Source organism: Citrobacter sp. MNAZ 1397 (genome assembly GCF_023613995.1).
GTDB lineage: Bacteria > Pseudomonadota > Gammaproteobacteria > Enterobacterales > Enterobacteriaceae > Phytobacter > Phytobacter ursingii.
Window position 1 is genome coordinate 177956 of sequence record NZ_JAKIVH010000002.1, and the last position, 14217, is coordinate 192172.

15 protein-coding genes are annotated in these 14217 nt (G+C 51.3%); 6 read left to right on the forward strand and 9 right to left on the reverse strand.

What is annotated here, in order from left to right; genetic code table 11:
- Positions 1–9: 9 nt before the first annotated feature.
- The 4 genes from L2097_RS15575 to L2097_RS15590 all read right to left on the reverse strand — a co-directional run bounded on the left by L2097_RS15575 (position 10) and on the right by L2097_RS15590 (position 3790).
- Positions 10–315, reverse strand: coding sequence for a contact-dependent growth inhibition system immunity protein (locus L2097_RS15575; RefSeq protein ID WP_250353239.1), 306 nt, complete (start codon positions 313–315; stop codon positions 10–12).
- Between the two features lie 4 nt (positions 316–319).
- Positions 320–463, reverse strand: a complete 144-nt coding sequence (locus L2097_RS25795) for an RNase A-like domain-containing protein (protein ID WP_350029003.1) — start codon at positions 461–463, stop codon at positions 320–322.
- A complete protein-coding gene (locus L2097_RS25800) occupies positions 433–798 on the reverse strand; it encodes an RNase A-like domain-containing protein (protein WP_350029004.1) in 366 nt (121 codons plus the stop codon). The genes L2097_RS25795 and L2097_RS25800 overlap by 31 nt, the downstream gene beginning before the upstream one ends.
- A 2692-nt stretch (positions 799–3490) precedes the next feature.
- Entirely contained in the window at positions 3491–3790 is a 300-nt protein-coding gene (locus L2097_RS15590) for a colicin immunity domain-containing protein (RefSeq protein WP_250353241.1), read from the reverse strand.
- Between the two features lie 243 nt (positions 3791–4033).
- On the opposite strand from L2097_RS15590, the gene L2097_RS15595 reads away from it, so the two are divergent.
- Positions 4034–4303 (forward strand): hypothetical protein, encoded by a 270-nt coding sequence (locus L2097_RS15595; RefSeq protein ID WP_250353242.1) that lies wholly within the window; start codon positions 4034–4036, stop codon positions 4301–4303.
- Between the two features lie 52 nt (positions 4304–4355).
- Here the strand turns inward: L2097_RS15595 and symE are convergent, their stop codons facing one another.
- Positions 4356–4700 (reverse strand): endoribonuclease SymE, encoded by a 345-nt coding sequence (gene symE / locus L2097_RS15600; protein ID WP_250353243.1) that lies wholly within the window; start codon positions 4698–4700, stop codon positions 4356–4358.
- A 566-nt stretch (positions 4701–5266) separates the two neighbouring features.
- Between symE and L2097_RS15605 the strand changes: the two genes are divergently transcribed.
- From L2097_RS15605 to L2097_RS15620, 4 genes are all read left to right on the forward strand, one after another.
- Positions 5267–5692, forward strand: a complete 426-nt coding sequence (locus tag L2097_RS15605; protein ID WP_250353244.1) for a hypothetical protein — start codon at positions 5267–5269, stop codon at positions 5690–5692.
- Between the two features lie 359 nt (positions 5693–6051).
- Complete coding sequence (locus L2097_RS15610; protein WP_250353245.1) at positions 6052–8019, forward strand: YjhG/YagF family D-xylonate dehydratase; 1968 nt, start codon at positions 6052–6054, stop codon at positions 8017–8019.
- Positions 8020–8343: 324 nt separating this feature from the next.
- Positions 8344–9723 (forward strand): glycoside-pentoside-hexuronide (GPH):cation symporter, encoded by a 1380-nt coding sequence (locus L2097_RS15615; RefSeq protein ID WP_142516742.1) that lies wholly within the window; start codon positions 8344–8346, stop codon positions 9721–9723.
- A gap of 10 nt (positions 9724–9733) precedes the next feature.
- A complete protein-coding gene (locus L2097_RS15620) occupies positions 9734–11350 on the forward strand; it encodes a glycoside hydrolase family 43 protein (protein ID WP_250353246.1) in 1617 nt (538 codons plus the stop codon).
- A 12-nt stretch (positions 11351–11362) separates the two neighbouring features.
- On the opposite strand, the gene L2097_RS15625 is transcribed toward L2097_RS15620, so the two are convergent.
- Both L2097_RS15625 and L2097_RS15630 read right to left on the reverse strand, forming a co-directional pair.
- Entirely contained in the window at positions 11363–12124 is a 762-nt protein-coding gene (locus L2097_RS15625) for an IclR family transcriptional regulator (RefSeq protein ID WP_047371997.1), read from the reverse strand.
- 200 nt (positions 12125–12324) lie between these two features.
- Entirely contained in the window at positions 12325–12582 is a 258-nt protein-coding gene (locus tag L2097_RS15630; protein ID WP_047373408.1) for a YjhX family toxin, read from the reverse strand.
- 405 nt (positions 12583–12987) lie between these two features.
- On the opposite strand from L2097_RS15630, the gene glgS reads away from it, so the two are divergent.
- Positions 12988–13188, forward strand: coding sequence for a cell surface composition regulator GlgS (gene glgS, locus L2097_RS15635; protein WP_047371995.1), 201 nt, complete (start codon positions 12988–12990; stop codon positions 13186–13188).
- 110 nt (positions 13189–13298) lie between these two features.
- Here the strand turns inward: glgS and L2097_RS15640 are convergent, their stop codons facing one another.
- A complete protein-coding gene (locus L2097_RS15640; protein ID WP_085005240.1) occupies positions 13299–13871 on the reverse strand; it encodes a DUF1349 domain-containing protein in 573 nt (190 codons plus the stop codon).
- A gap of 26 nt (positions 13872–13897) precedes the next feature.
- Positions 13898–14155 carry a zinc ribbon domain-containing protein gene (locus tag L2097_RS15645; RefSeq protein WP_047371993.1) on the reverse strand — a complete coding sequence of 86 codons (258 nt, stop codon included), beginning with the start codon at positions 14153–14155 and terminating at the stop codon, positions 13898–13900.
- Between the last annotated feature and the right edge of the window lie 62 nt (positions 14156–14217).

Here is a 14217-nt window from a genome sequence, read left to right on the forward strand (position 1 = left end):
TATCGATTCTCATCGCGCCATATCAGCAATCACTTTATCCTTTGCTAATAGCAAAAAATCACGCGGGGTGATACCCCAGAGTTCAGGCAAAAAATAAGCGCTATACCTTTTATTGAAGATGTTATCCAATTGTTCTCCCTGAGCCAGAAATTCCTCAATATCTTCAAGCAAAGCAATTTGCATACTCTTACTGGAGTGTCTGTTATATGCCTCAATTTTAGGTCCGATTTCATCACTGTCGTCTATGACGTCGTAATCCTGCCCAAAGTAGTTTTCGACAAGGTTATCCAGTTCCCGTGTCTTGTTCATATCCATCGCTTTACTCCATGGGCATTGATGTCAGGATAAAATAAGGTTTTCCATTATAGTTTGTCATTTCCAGCCAGATTTCAACACGATAACAATCGCGGGGCTGAGTGCTTCCTCGTCTGACTACCATCCCTGTTGGTGTGCTGAATTGCATGCTAATTTTCTTCCGAAGTGGTATCCCCTTGGGGCATTTTTGACCCACATCTCAATCTCATATTTGTGCGCCTTGAGTGTTTTTGTCGTCAGAATCTCCGCCTGCTCCAGAGATTTAAATGTGCTGGTGGCAGGTAGTTTAGGGCGTCGTTCAAGGCGGGCGAGTAGCTCCTCGGTCGTTTTACCAACGTGCCGTTCCAGGGTGTGTCCGCCAGGGTGCATTCCATTAACAGACTCATGTTCTGCAAGCCGGATACGCCCCCCTCGTATAGCTGATACACGAACAGCACCAACAGCAAGCGAGAAGGCTATGGGGATTGCAAGGTCGACAGTCATGCCCACCTTCGTGGCCGTATCAGTATCAGCACCAAGACCTTCTGCCAGTGCTACAGTATCGGTTGAGATTTATCGACCAGTCCAGACCTGACGGGCAGATGCCTGAACTGTATCAAGACTATGTACGCCAACTACAACGCACCCTATTTTCGACAATGTAGTGGGTTCAGGAATAGCGCATAGCACTCCTGCCCCAAACATTTCAACCACCCCACCGACTACACCCAGTCCACCCCATAGTCTGTTACTGAGTGTCTCACCCTCACTGAAACTCGCATCTGAAAGTACAGCTGCAAGCTGGACCGGAGACAAGATCATGCGTACTTCATTACTATCGTTCGATATGCTGTCCATGTCTTAGCTCTCATTATTTGCTATACCTATTATCCGCTTTGCTTAAAGCATAGACTCCAGAACTGATTTCTATAAAGTGAGCATTTTCCTATAAATTAAAATGAGTGATCACATTAGAAATAGTTAATTAAATTTAAACCAATTTTAGATATATTGTTCATGTGGTTTGACCTGTCTCCAGGATTACATACCATGTTCAGTTAGTAATTTCTGAATTATTACTGTCTAATGCCCCGTTTCGCCACAGTGTCGCAATCTCTGACGGCGTCAGAAAATCAGTGCTGATTATGGTCGAAACCATTGTAATCTCGCCGCCGGGCATTAATGATTTGCATGGTGTGAACAACATTGCTGAACCCGTGGCCAGTCGGCATTCAATACAATAATCGATGCGGTGGATGATGAACTCACAAAACAATCACAACAATGACGGCTTTTTCCGGCGCATTCTGGGATATATAGGAGCACTACTGGGCGGTGCGCTGATATTTCTATGCGCGTACTGGTTTTTCCATTTTGAGACGTGGCATGAGCGCGGTATCTCGATTGGGCTCACTCTGCTGGCAGCGTGGATCGTTGCGAAATGTGTCCCTGTCAAATATCGATGATTCTTCTAATCGTGCCAGCCTTGAGGTTGGCACGATGTAAATAGGGAATGGGATTTTAACCTGGCAGCTCGGTTCAATGCGCATGCCGGGGTCGCATATCTTTTTCACTCACACCCCATAAACTTTGCGCCTGCTTTTACTTTCTCTCCTATCCGTCATATTGCTGATGAAGACATTACTAGCATCGCGATATATTCCTCTACGTGGGAGCAGGTCTGGGCAAACGGGGTAAAGCTTGAGTGTTCTTTTAAAAGTTTTTCTATCTGTACGAATTGATGAGTTTTTTAACCGGGGCGTATCCACTGTTTAAATCAGCCTTATTCTTCTATAAGTTTAGAAAAACATTACCATACAGGTAAATTACATAGGAGATACATCATGTTATTATCAAAAGCGTATGATAATTACCTTTCGTAAAGGGTTATACCGCGCTGATTTGTCTTAACACTCGATGACCTTGTTCAGATACGCGATAGTGTGGCCTCGATGAATTTTCGTTATAAACAGCATCAACCATCCCGCCATTCATCAACCTGGTAACTATGTTCGCAACATTGCCAAAACCCGGAATGTTGCGTGTCGCAAGCGTGCGATCAAGCATTGTCCAGGTCCAGTGAATGTCTTTTTCTGCCATGACTTTCAACACTGAAAGTTCTGCAGTAGTTACCGAGTATCCCTTTGTAATCATGAGAAATTGTCTTGTGTTAGGAGGGTATTTTAAGGCGTGATGCCTTATCAATTAATTCTCCCTCGGTTAATGTCTAAACTATAAAGAGAATTTCTGAGGCGATTCATGTTACGACTTTTGTGATAAGTCGCGCTGGATTGAATCCTGTTGAGCAAGTTCTTCCAGAAGTCGAGAGCCTTGCTCAGAGATTCGATAATGAGCCATACCTACCGGGGGCCCTGGAATTATGTCGACCAACCCCGCTTCGGATAAGCCGCTAACAAGCCGGGCAACATTACCGACCCCATCCATTTTCCGCATTGTCATTGCGCGATCAAGGTTATACCAATTCCAATTTACATCATTTCGCGATGCCAGCAGTTTTAGAATGTTTAGTTCAATACTATTTACCATGATAGTACATTCTGATGATCAAGGTCATCGTCAGTTATTCTGTAATCAACGGGAGGACCGTAGTGTAATGTTCCATAAATCTTAAGACGTAGTAGAACCTCTGTGCCTGTTTTCCAGCCTAATTTACAGTAATGCTGATATTCTCGACACGCATGAGTATAATAATTCAGGCTTATCTTTTCAGGTGGAGTTTTGCTGTTGGTGACTGTTATCTTTCCACTAAGCATAAAACCATTGCCTGCCCCGGGATTAAACCGTGTTATATGATTTTTAAGGTTTTATTTTCTTCATTAGTGGTTTTTACTCCATCTATTGTCAGATACCCTATTGATTAACATGCTTTTTTTGACTGGGGGTTGGGCCTCCCACGACAGTGACAGTATAGCTGGTAATGATTTTTCTTAGTAAAACACTCTTACCGGCTCTAATGTTGTCAGGCATGTCCCGCTATGATATTCAGGGTGAGTGATAGTGGGATGGGCGATACTGGCGGACACATGTGTTTAATACTGTGTCTGATGAGCTGAGTTTTCTGTGCGGATGACAGTTTTTTTACGCTCAAAAAAATCATTTTTTCCAGTTAGTTATCATTCGTTTGAATTTTTATTGAGGGGGTGTTATATAACTCTTCGTTATAAAAATGATTAGTTTATACAAAAATGGACTTTTCCCAGGTAGATTTAAGATCTGATACCTCATTCAGTAATTCGTTCGCGTTTAAATCATGCTCCTCAATAAGCCCGGGGGTTGAACAGTAAGAATCAACTAAAGTGAAAACGCCGTCAAAAAAACGCTGAGTGACTGTGTCGGTATTTTTTGTATCAGATGAATCCCTGTAGGTTCGCCATGCGGCAGAATATCTTTGCTCAAAATCCGGAGCCGCAATTTTTCCCAGTGTAAATGCGTCAATAAGCTCCAGAATCGCTGATTCATTTTGATTAAAAGACATAATTATTACCTGTTAACTCAAGTGGTTAATTATCTGAAAGATTACTCGATTTTGTCATATTATCTAACCTATTTATAAGAAGAGTGTAAAGGTATCCTGTTTTCGTTACTTGTTAGCGCTCCTGGCTGCGTAAAGTAATTTACTACGCATACTTCGTTCAACAGAAACATACTTTTAATATGCCCCTTGTATCCTAAGTATCACTATACTTAGTAGCCTTGATATCTATACCCGGAGTTCCCCATGGTCACGTCGCAAGAAGCCCTCGAAATTGCGCGAATTTACGCTGAACAAAACGGCAGGGGTTGGGATGAACGATACTTTGAGGTCAGCGAAACGATTATTGATAGTGAGCCTTTATGGATGGTGTCTACCTCTGATGTGGCCTACGCAGAGAACCTGCCATGGATGATGACGCATATGCCGGGCCCTTCTTATTACTATGTAAGCATGCTAAAAGCAAAGTGTGTCGCTGTGGGCACCCGACTCCATGAATTCTACAAAACAGAGTGAATTCATCCCAATACCGTGCCAGCCCTCAGACTGGCACGCCTCCACCTTAACTCTATCGCAATCCATTCGCCCGACCGCTTTTCCCACTCACCACCCCGATAAACTCTTTTACCTGCTTTTGCTTTCTCGCCGACAGCTTCTCCACCACCCTCAGCGACGCCAGCAGTTCCGGTTCTGGCTCCTTCGCGGTCAGCACAATGCAGCCGTTCATTATTCTGGCTTCCACCTCTGTGCCGGTGGCGAACCCGGCGGCCTCCAGCCACTGGCCCTTCAGCGTGAGGGCCGGGATGCGTGCATAATCCGGATGGCGGCTCGCATAACTTACCGTTAGTTTGCGCTTATTCGCCGGGAAAACTTCTGGTTGTTCAATATCTGCAATACAATCCGCGTTAGTCATGGTAGCTATTCCTTGTAAATAGATGCTGTGATCAGCGGAAAAGTGTGTTCCCGCACACTTTCTCCGCGCTATCTCTCTTCCAACTGCCTGAGCCAGTGACGTCCACTGAAACAGATGAGACACCTGTAAAAATAACCAGTAAAATGCATAAAGTCCAAATGTAATTCAATGAAAAATGTAAATTAATAAGCCTCTTTGGGAATGTTAAAATAAAAGATGATCAATCTTTCCAAATGGGCTTACGCCTCTTTAATTAATAGGGTTTTCATAAATAGTGCATATGAAAAAGCGTGTTATCAGTGCGACGATATCGTTAAGTAATATCCATCATAAAGATATATAACAGATGCTGAATGGTTCGAGATCGTTTCTGAAACCCCGATAGACGATTATGTCAGCATGACCGCCGCGAATCTTATTGGATATCGAATCGCCAGCGGAGATATTAAAAAATACGCGTGATCTATGAAGCCTGATGACAAATAATATGACTAGCCAATGGTATAAAGACGCACCTTATGGCGACGATCCACAGGATCAGTACTGGATAAAGGAAGGGATCAAATATGCCATTGAAAACGGCTATTAAGTGGTTTCATTATGCACTAACTCTCATCTTGCTGATCTTTGTCATTGGTTTTGGGATGCTCAATGCTGGTGGCGATAACAGGGCAGATGACAAACTGGTTAGCTCGCAGCGAGTTAACGATAGCACCTGGCTTTATGTCACGGAATATTCAGGTGGTGGAGCGACGGTGGCTGACTCTTATCGGTATTATTTATCCGGGAAGCTGGAAGGCAATATAACAGCAAGCCTCGCAAAGCAGGTGCCATTCCTGGTGGCTGCCGGTAGCGCAGCGAACGTGAGTGCTGAGGGTAACACCATTAATATCAAGTACAGTGGCCGAGTATTTTCGTTCAGTAATTCCATTGTCTATGAAGCGAATGGTGACGCGACGTTGCCGCACATTAATTTTCAGGCAACTAACTAACTCCAGATAATAGCGGTCATATCATGGCGAGGGGCGCCCCTGTAAAACAGCCCTAACCGTGCCAGCCTTAACGCTGGCACGACGTTTATCAGGACCACAAATTTAGCCCCCTTAACCCAGGTCATATCGTCCTTCTGACCCGATTGTCTCTCCCACACCTCCCCATTACATCCCGTTACCGCCCATTTTGTGATCAAGCCTTAAAAAAGCGCAGCCATCCCTGCTGTCTGATTTACCTCCATGCAACACCTGGATTACAGTGAATCAAATTATAAGAACGTTGTTCTATAATGTAGAACAACTTCCAAAGAGACGTCGTCAGCCGTTCTTTGAACGCTGTTGACCGGGAGAATACGACAATGTCCATCGACACCATTTTTATGCCGCAGGATGAACAGTTCTATGCGGTGAAAACGCACGCTGCCGGGCCGCAGGGCGCGCTGCCGCTCACACCGCAAATGCTGCTCGAATCCCCCAGCGGCAACCTGTTCGGCATGACGCAAAACGCCGGTATGGGCTGGGATGCCAACAAACTCACCGGCAGAGAAGTCCTGCTGATTGGCACCCAGGGCGGCATCCGTCACTCAGACGGCCGCCCCATTGCGCTCGGTTATCACACCGGGCACTGGGAGATTGGCCTGCAAATGTCGGCGGCAGCAAAAGAGATCACCCGCCTGAGCGGCATCCCGTTCGCCGCCTTTGTCAGTGACCCGTGCGATGGACGTTCTCAGGGCACCCACGGCATGTTCGACTCGCTGCCATACCGTAACGACGCGGCCATCGTCTTTCGCCGCCTGATCCGCTCGCTGCCGACGCGGCGGGCGGTGATCGGCGTCGCTACCTGCGACAAAGGACTGCCCGCGACAATGATCGCGCTGGCCTCTATGCACGATCTGCCTGTGATCCTCGTGCCGGGCGGGGCGACGCTGCCACCCACCTTCGGTGAAGACGCCGGAAAGGTACAGACCATTGGTGCGCGTTACGCCAACAACGAACTGAGCCTGAAAGAGGCCTCTGAGCTGGGCTGTCGTGCCTGCGCTTCCCCGGGCGGCGGCTGCCAGTTCCTCGGCACCGCGGGCACCTCGCAGGTGGTGGCCGAAGCGTTAGGACTGGCGCTGCCGCACTCGGCGCTCGCGCCATCGGGCCAGGACGTCTGGCTGGAGATTGCCCGCCAGTCGGCGCGCGCGGTCATGGCGCTGGATGAGAAGGGCATTACCGCCCGCGACATCCTCACCGACAAAGCCATCGAAAACGCGATGGTAGTGCATGCGGCCTTTGGCGGCTCCACCAACCTGCTGCTGCATATTCCCGCCATCGCTCATGCGGCCAAATGCCGTATGCCGGATGTGGCGCACTGGAGCGCCATCAACCGCAGCGTGCCGCGCCTGGTAAGCGTGTTGCCTAACGGGCCGGATTACCACCCGACGGTGCGCGCGTTCCTCGCGGGGGGCGTACCGGAAGTGATGCTCCACCTGCGTCGGCTGGGGCTGCTGCATGAAGATGTGATGACGGTAACCGGACAGACGCTGGGCGAAAACCTCGACTGGTGGGAGCACTCGGAGCGCCGTACGAAGTTCCGCCAGTGCCTGCGTGAGCAGGATGGCGTGGAGCCGGATGAGGTGATCCTCTCGCCGGAAGGGGCGAAAGCCAAAGGGATGACCTCCACGGTGGCCTTCCCGGTGGGCAATATTGCCCCGGATGGCTCGGTCATCAAAGCCACGGCCATCGATCCGTCGGTGGTGGATGACGACGGTGTCTATCGCCATACCGGCGAGGCGCAGGTCTTTGTTTCGGAAGAGGCGGCCATCAAAGCCATCAAACAGGGGCAGATCCGTCAGGGCGATATCATGGTGATCATCGGTGGCGGGCCATCTGGCACCGGCATGGAAGAGACCTACCAGCTCACCTCGGCGCTGAAACATATCTCGTGGGGGAAAACCGTTTCGCTGATTACCGATGCGCGTTTCTCCGGCGTCTCGACCGGGGCCTGCCTGGGGCATGTCGCGCCGGAAGCGCTGGCGGGCGGGCCGATTGGCAAGCTTCGCAGCGGCGATCTGATTGAGATTATTGTCGATCGTCTGTCGCTGGCAGGAAGCGTGAACTTTATTGGCCGCGTGGGTGACCGTCTGACGCCGGAAGAGGGGGCAAGGGTGCTGGCGGAGCGCGAGCTGCATCCGGAACTCAAAGCACATGATTACCTGCCCGACGACACCCGGCTGTGGGCGGCGCTACAGGCGGTGAGCGGCGGTACCTGGAAAGGGTGCGTGTACGATACGGATAAAATTATTGAGGTGATCAATGCGGGTAAAAAAGCGCTTGGCCTTTAAATAATTAAACCCATTTGCCGGGCCGCCGAATAACTTTTTCGGCGGCTAAAAAATATTACGAAATAAAGCATCCCTTACGGGAGAAATAACTGTTTCTGTCACCAGGTAAAATGTATCGCTATCACAGAAGCTAAAATACATAATTGCGAAAGCAAAATTGATAATTGTTGCTGCATATATTCCTTCCTAGAATCAAATCCGCACTGATCATCTAATAAGCGTACGAATAAAGGGTGTATTCCTCAAAAAGTGCACTGCCACGCATTTTATTTTGTAGGTCCCGGCCGTTCGCAATCCATCCCTCTCATATGACTGGAGGTAGACATGCAGTTAACGATGAAAGATAAAATCGGCTACGGGCTGGGGGATACCGCTTGCGGTTTTGTCTGGCAGGCCACTATGTTTTTGCTGGCATATTTTTATACCGACGTCTTTGGCCTGTCTGCGGGCGTCATGGGCACGTTGTTTTTGATTTCGCGCGTGCTGGATGCGGTAACCGACCCGCTGATGGGGCTGGTGGTCGACCGTACACGTACTCGCTACGGCCAGTTCCGCCCGTATCTGCTGTGGGGCGCTATTCCGTTTGGTATCGTCTGCGTATTAACGTTCTATACGCCGGATTTCTCCGCACAGGGGAAAATCATTTACGCCGCCATTACCTATATTTTACTCACCCTGGTCTACACCTTCGTTAACGTTCCGTATTGCGCTATGCCTGGCGTTATTACCTCTGATCCTAAAGAACGCCACGCGTTACAATCCTGGCGCTTTTTCCTCGCCGCTGCCGGTTCATTAGCCATCAGCGGTATTGCCCTGCCGCTGGTGAATATTATCGGTAAAGGCAATGAGCAGGTGGGTTATTTTGGCGCGATGTGTGTGTTGGGTATTTGCGGTGTTATTCTGTTATTTGTCTGCTTTTTTACCACCAAAGAACGTTACACCTTCGACGTTCAGCCCGGCGCTTCGGTTAAGAAAGACCTGAAACTGTTAATGGGTAATAGCCAGTGGCGAATCATGTGCGCCTTTAAAATGATGGCGACTGGCTCAAATGTGGTGCGCGGTGGCGCGACGCTCTATTTTGTGAAATACGTGATGGACCATCCGGAGCTGGCTACGCAGTTCCTGCTTTACGGTAGCCTCGCGACTATGTTCGGCTCCCTCTGCTCATCTCGCCTGCTCGGGCGCTTTGATCGCGTCACTTCGTTTAAGTGGATTATTGTTCTTTATTCACTGATCAGCCTGAGTATTTTCTTTATTCCTGCGAACAATATCGCGCTGATTTTCGCGCTCAATATTCTGTTCCTGTTTGTCTTTAACACCACCACACCGCTGCAATGGCTGATGGCTTCCGATGTGGTCGATTATGAAGAGAGCCGCAGCGGGCGTCGCCTCGACGGCCTGGTCTTCTCTACCTACCTGTTCAGCCTGAAAATCGGTCTGGCAATTGGCGGCGCGCTGGTGGGCTGGATCCTCGCGTTTTCCAGCTACTCGGCAAGCAACGCCGTCCAGCCGGATAACGTCCTGACCACCATCAAAATCCTCTTCTGCATTGTGCCAGTGGTGCTCTACGCCGGCATGTTTACGCTGCTGTCGTTCTACAAACTGAGCAGCAAACGGGTGGAAGAGATCAGCCAGCAACTGCAACGTCAGCGCGCTGCGCACCATGCGACACAGCCTGCCGATGCGGCGGCGGCGGTGAACTGAGGATAAAACCATGTACCAGATTGAAAACCCGATCCTGACCGGCTTCAACCCGGACCCGTCCCTCTGTCGCGTGGGGGAGGATTACTACATCGCCACCTCCACCTTCGAGTGGTTTCCTGGCGTGCGTATTTATCACTCCCGCGACCTGAAAAACTGGTCACTGGTGAGTACACCGCTCGACAGCGTGGCGCTGCTGGATATGAAAGGTAACCCGGACTCCGGCGGCATCTGGGCGCCCTGCCTGAGCTACGCCGATGGCCAATTCTGGCTGCTTTATACCGATGTGAAAATTGTCGATTCGCCGTGGAAAAATGGCCGCAACTTCCTGGTGACCGCCCCTTCAGTGGAAGGGCCGTGGAGCGACCCGATTCCCATGGGCAACGGCGGGTTCGACCCGTCGCTGTTTCACGATACGGACGGGCGTAAATATTATATCTATCGCCCATGGGGGCCGCGTCATCACAGCAACCCCCATAACACCATTGTGATGCAGGAATTTTTTGCCGATACGGGCACTCTCTCGCCCCAGCGTTCAACACTCTTCACCGGTACGCCGCTGGGCTATACCGAAGGGGCGCATATTTATCGCCGCGACGGCTATTACTATCTGCTGGTGGCGGAAGGGGGAACCAGCTACGAACATGCGGTGGTGGTGCTGCGGGCGACGGACATTACCGGGCCTTATGAGCTACACCCTGACGTGACAATGATGACCAGCTGGCACCTGCCGGAAAACCCGCTGCAAAAAAGCGGCCACGGCTCGCTGCTGCAGACCCACACCGGCGAGTGGTATATGGCGTATCTGACCAGCCGTCCGCTGCATCTGCCGGGCATTCCGCGCCTGGCGGCGGGTGGGCGCGGATACTGCCCGCTCGGGCGCGAGACGGGGATAACCCGCATCGAATGGCGTGATGGCTGGCCTTACGTTGAAGGCGGTAAACATGCGGCGCTGACGGTGCCGGGGCCACGGATGACCGAGCAGCCCGGCGCAGGCACAGGCGCATGGCGCACAGACTTCGACAGCGAACGGCTCGACCCGGAGTTGCAAACGCTGCGTATTCCGTTTGATGAGCAGTTAGGTTCGCTCACTGCCCGTCCCGGCTTTTTGCGCCTCTACGGCAATGACTCGCTCAACTCTACCTTTAGCCAGTCAACCGTGGCCCGCCGCTGGCAGCATTTTCGTTTTCGCGCCGAAACGCAGATGGCCTTTGCGCCGCAACACTTCCAGCAAAGCGCCGGGCTGACCTGTTACTACAACAGCAAAAACTGGTCGTACTGCTTTATGGACTATGAAGAAGGGCGTGGGCGAACACTGAAAATTATCCGGCTCGACCACAACGTGGCGCACTGGCATCTTTACGATAATCCGATTTCGGTGTCGGAGAGCGCGGAATACGTCTGGCTGCGCGTGGATGTTGATCGGCTTGAGTACCGCTACAGCTATTCATTTGATGGGGAAAACTGGCAGACGATTCCGCTCACCTTTGAGGCGTGGAAGCTGTCGGATGACTATATAGGCGGCAGGGGCTTCTTTACCGGGGCGTTTGTAGGCCTGCACTGCGAGGATATCAGCGGTGACGGCTGCCATGCGGATTTCGCCTCGTTCACCTATCAGCCCGATATGTAGCAGGACGCCGGGCTAGCGTTCACGGTAGCCCAGCGCTTTTGACAGCCCCAGCCCGGCCTCCATCAGCTTCTGACGGCAGGCGGCCAGTTGCTCGTCGTTAACCCGCGAGGTGAGGGTCGAGAGGCTGAGCGCGGCAATAACCCGCGACTCGTGGTTCCATACCGGCACCGCAATGCAGCGCACGCCAGGCTCGTTCTCTTCGTTATCGAGCGCGTAATGGTTGTGGCGGGTTTGCGCCAGCGCGGCCAGCAGCGCGTCGCGGTCAGTCAGGGTGGCGGGCGTAAAGCCCGTGAATGCATACCCGTCCAGTAAGGCGGTAAGTTCCTCGTCCCCAAGCCAGGCCAGCAGCACTTTGCCAATGGCTGTGGCGTGTACGGGCAGGCGGCGGCCGATGCGTGAATAGGCGATGGCCGCCTGCTTACCTTCGATTTTTTCGATGTAGACGCCTTCGTTGCCGTCCAGAATCCCCAGATGGGTCGTCTGCCCCGTCTCCTGCGAAAGGGCGGACAGCCAGCTTTTCGCCTTCTGGCGAATGTCCATGGTGCCCACGACAAAGTGACCGCGCTCCACCAGTTTCATTCCCAGACAATATTTGTCGTTATCCGGGTTCTGATCGATATAGCCATGAAGCTGAAGCGTTTTGAGAAGTGAGTGAAGGGTGCTTTTGCTCAATCCCATCTGTTTGCTTATCTCGGTGATTTTGAGTTCCGTCGCCTGATCGTTAAAGAGGTCGAGGATCTGCAAAGCACGTTCAACAGACTGAATTATCGGCATAATTTTTACCATTCACGGGGAATTATCTGCGTGTGACCGTACTATTTTCACCGGGGAAAAGCAATGGCGGGGAAAGAAGGGAGCCCGGCGCGCGCTGACGCCGGGGCCGGGGTATCAGAACGATGGCAGTGTGCTGATCTTCCCTTGCCGCCGTCCTGCCGGGCGATCCTCACCCGCAGGTGAGGATCGCTTAACGCAACCTATTGATTATCCAGTTGTGCACGGACATTGCTGAGACCGGTACGGTTAATGCGATAGGGCTGGCCATTTACCGATCGGATCAGTTTTTTGCTTCTTAATTTTTTGAAGACGGCGAGGGTACAGTCGCTGAGTAATAACCCTTCACGGGTGTAACACTCAACGGCAGTGACGCGCCCGGATGTGTCGCGGGTATGAACGATACGACCGCCTTTGGCAAGGACGTGCAGGGTACGTTGTTCCTGACGGGAAATATTCATGCTGAAAATGCCTGTAATCATCTTGTGCAAAACCTGCCAACACCCTGGGGTGTTAGCGCGAGTGTTTAGCGCAGTGATAACCAGCCCGGCCGCACAGGTCGGAAAGCTGATTATCAGATGGTTGCATTCTCCAGCATCGAAGCCTCGGTATTCGCCATGAAAGTATTTATCCACGGAATATTAACACGCTGCACAGGCAGGAAAATAATTTTGCTTAAGGAGTGTGATCTGTGTGGGGACAACGTGGCGCGCTTTTTTTCACTCTGTGCGCGCGGCGACGTTATGGACAATGAGGTTATCGCGAAGGCACGCATTGCTTATGAATGTTCATTTTATAAGACAATACTTAAGACAGAGAAGCATATGGCCTTACACAGCACGTCGGCGGACTGAAGGAGTATGCGAATGAAAAGACAAGACCTGAACGCAGTGAAGAATTTTGATTTTTTGGCACGCAGTTTTGCCCGGATGTATGCGATGGGCCAGCCAGTTAATATTGACGCCGTTACCGGCAATATGACCGAAGAACAGAAACAGTGGTTCCAGGAACATTACAACCACTATTGCAAACAGGCGCAGCGCGCCAGAGTTAAAGAACTGCAATAGCGATCACCATAACGGGCCTGGCGGCCCGTTGTGCTTTCTGGCTTCGCGGTTTATTCCCACTTCCCTCTTTGCCAGTGATCTCTTTGTGAACGCGCCAGAAGCCGTGATTGTCAGGTGAGATCGTGCAAGGACTTATCGAGCGGCGGCGTTAAGGCCATCTCGCTGAATTTCACAGCTAATCCTTGCCGTTCCGGGGTACAGCACATCACCCCGACCTTCACGTTTCCGGCGGGAAAATGGCACAAACGCAGCAACGGCCAGCTCAGACCATCCGTCGAATATTGCAGACGCAGGGCGTCATCTTTACGCGTCAGACGTAGCCAGAATTCGCGTGGGTTTCCCGGAAAAAGCCCGGTGGCCCAGTCGGAATAGCCCAGGGTCAGTACGCTGCCGATAGCGGGGGCGCCGTCGTTGAATTCAATACCGGCCTTAAGCCAGTGGCGGTTATCGGTCATCAACATGATGCCCGCCTGGTCATAAAGGGTGGTGAATTCCGCACAGATTTTTACCTGAAAGGTAAAATCCTCAGCGACCTCTTTGGCGTACAAATGACCGGAGAAGCGTTCGAAGCCGTACCAGGTTTTGTGCCAGAAATCGGTGTGTTCATCGGTGACAACCGACAGGACCCCCTCTTCACAATGCCATTTGGCCGGTTCGTTAACCCACTGAAACTCCTCATGCATGACGCTTCTCCTTTGTCTTTTGCGCGTTAGACCGGTTCCTGCGCTTTGTGCGCCCAGGCCGGCATGGCCGTCAGATAGCGCACTGCGCGCTTGCGTGACTCTTCCGGCCCGACGTGTTGCCATGAATCAAGATAGCCCGCAAGTCCGGCTACCGCCTCCTCCCAGGATTTAAGATTGCCTTCGCTGTCGGTGCAATATTTGCAGTATTTGTCGCTCGGCCCCTGGGCATCGGGGGCGGAAAGCGGCATTCCGCAGGAATGGCAGCATGCTTCATGTTGGGACACAGGACTCTCCTTGTTTGATGAGATGAACAATAAATGTACATCTTTTTGCCAGAGCAGACGTG

Coding starts and splice junctions, on each gene's coding strand:
- L2097_RS15575 (WP_250353239.1), bottom strand. CDS start 315: ATGGATATGAACAAGACACGGGAACTGGATAACCTTGTCGAAAACTAC.
- L2097_RS25795 (WP_350029003.1), bottom strand. CDS start 463: ATGCAATTCAGCACACCAACAGGGATGGTAGTCAGACGAGGAAGCACT.
- L2097_RS25800 (WP_350029004.1), bottom strand. CDS start 798: ATGACTGTCGACCTTGCAATCCCCATAGCCTTCTCGCTTGCTGTTGGT.
- L2097_RS15590 (WP_250353241.1), bottom strand. CDS start 3,790: ATGTCTTTTAATCAAAATGAATCAGCGATTCTGGAGCTTATTGACGCA.
- L2097_RS15595 (WP_250353242.1), top strand. CDS start 4,034: ATGGTCACGTCGCAAGAAGCCCTCGAAATTGCGCGAATTTACGCTGAA.
- symE (WP_250353243.1), bottom strand. CDS start 4,700: ATGACTAACGCGGATTGTATTGCAGATATTGAACAACCAGAAGTTTTC.
- L2097_RS15605 (WP_250353244.1), top strand. CDS start 5,267: ATGCCATTGAAAACGGCTATTAAGTGGTTTCATTATGCACTAACTCTC.
- L2097_RS15610 (WP_250353245.1), top strand. CDS start 6,052: ATGTCCATCGACACCATTTTTATGCCGCAGGATGAACAGTTCTATGCG.
- L2097_RS15615 (WP_142516742.1), top strand. CDS start 8,344: ATGCAGTTAACGATGAAAGATAAAATCGGCTACGGGCTGGGGGATACC.
- L2097_RS15620 (WP_250353246.1), top strand. CDS start 9,734: ATGTACCAGATTGAAAACCCGATCCTGACCGGCTTCAACCCGGACCCG.
- L2097_RS15625 (WP_047371997.1), bottom strand. CDS start 12,124: ATGCCGATAATTCAGTCTGTTGAACGTGCTTTGCAGATCCTCGACCTC.
- L2097_RS15630 (WP_047373408.1), bottom strand. CDS start 12,582: ATGAATATTTCCCGTCAGGAACAACGTACCCTGCACGTCCTTGCCAAA.
- glgS (WP_047371995.1), top strand. CDS start 12,988: ATGAAAAGACAAGACCTGAACGCAGTGAAGAATTTTGATTTTTTGGCA.
- L2097_RS15640 (WP_085005240.1), bottom strand. CDS start 13,871: ATGCATGAGGAGTTTCAGTGGGTTAACGAACCGGCCAAATGGCATTGT.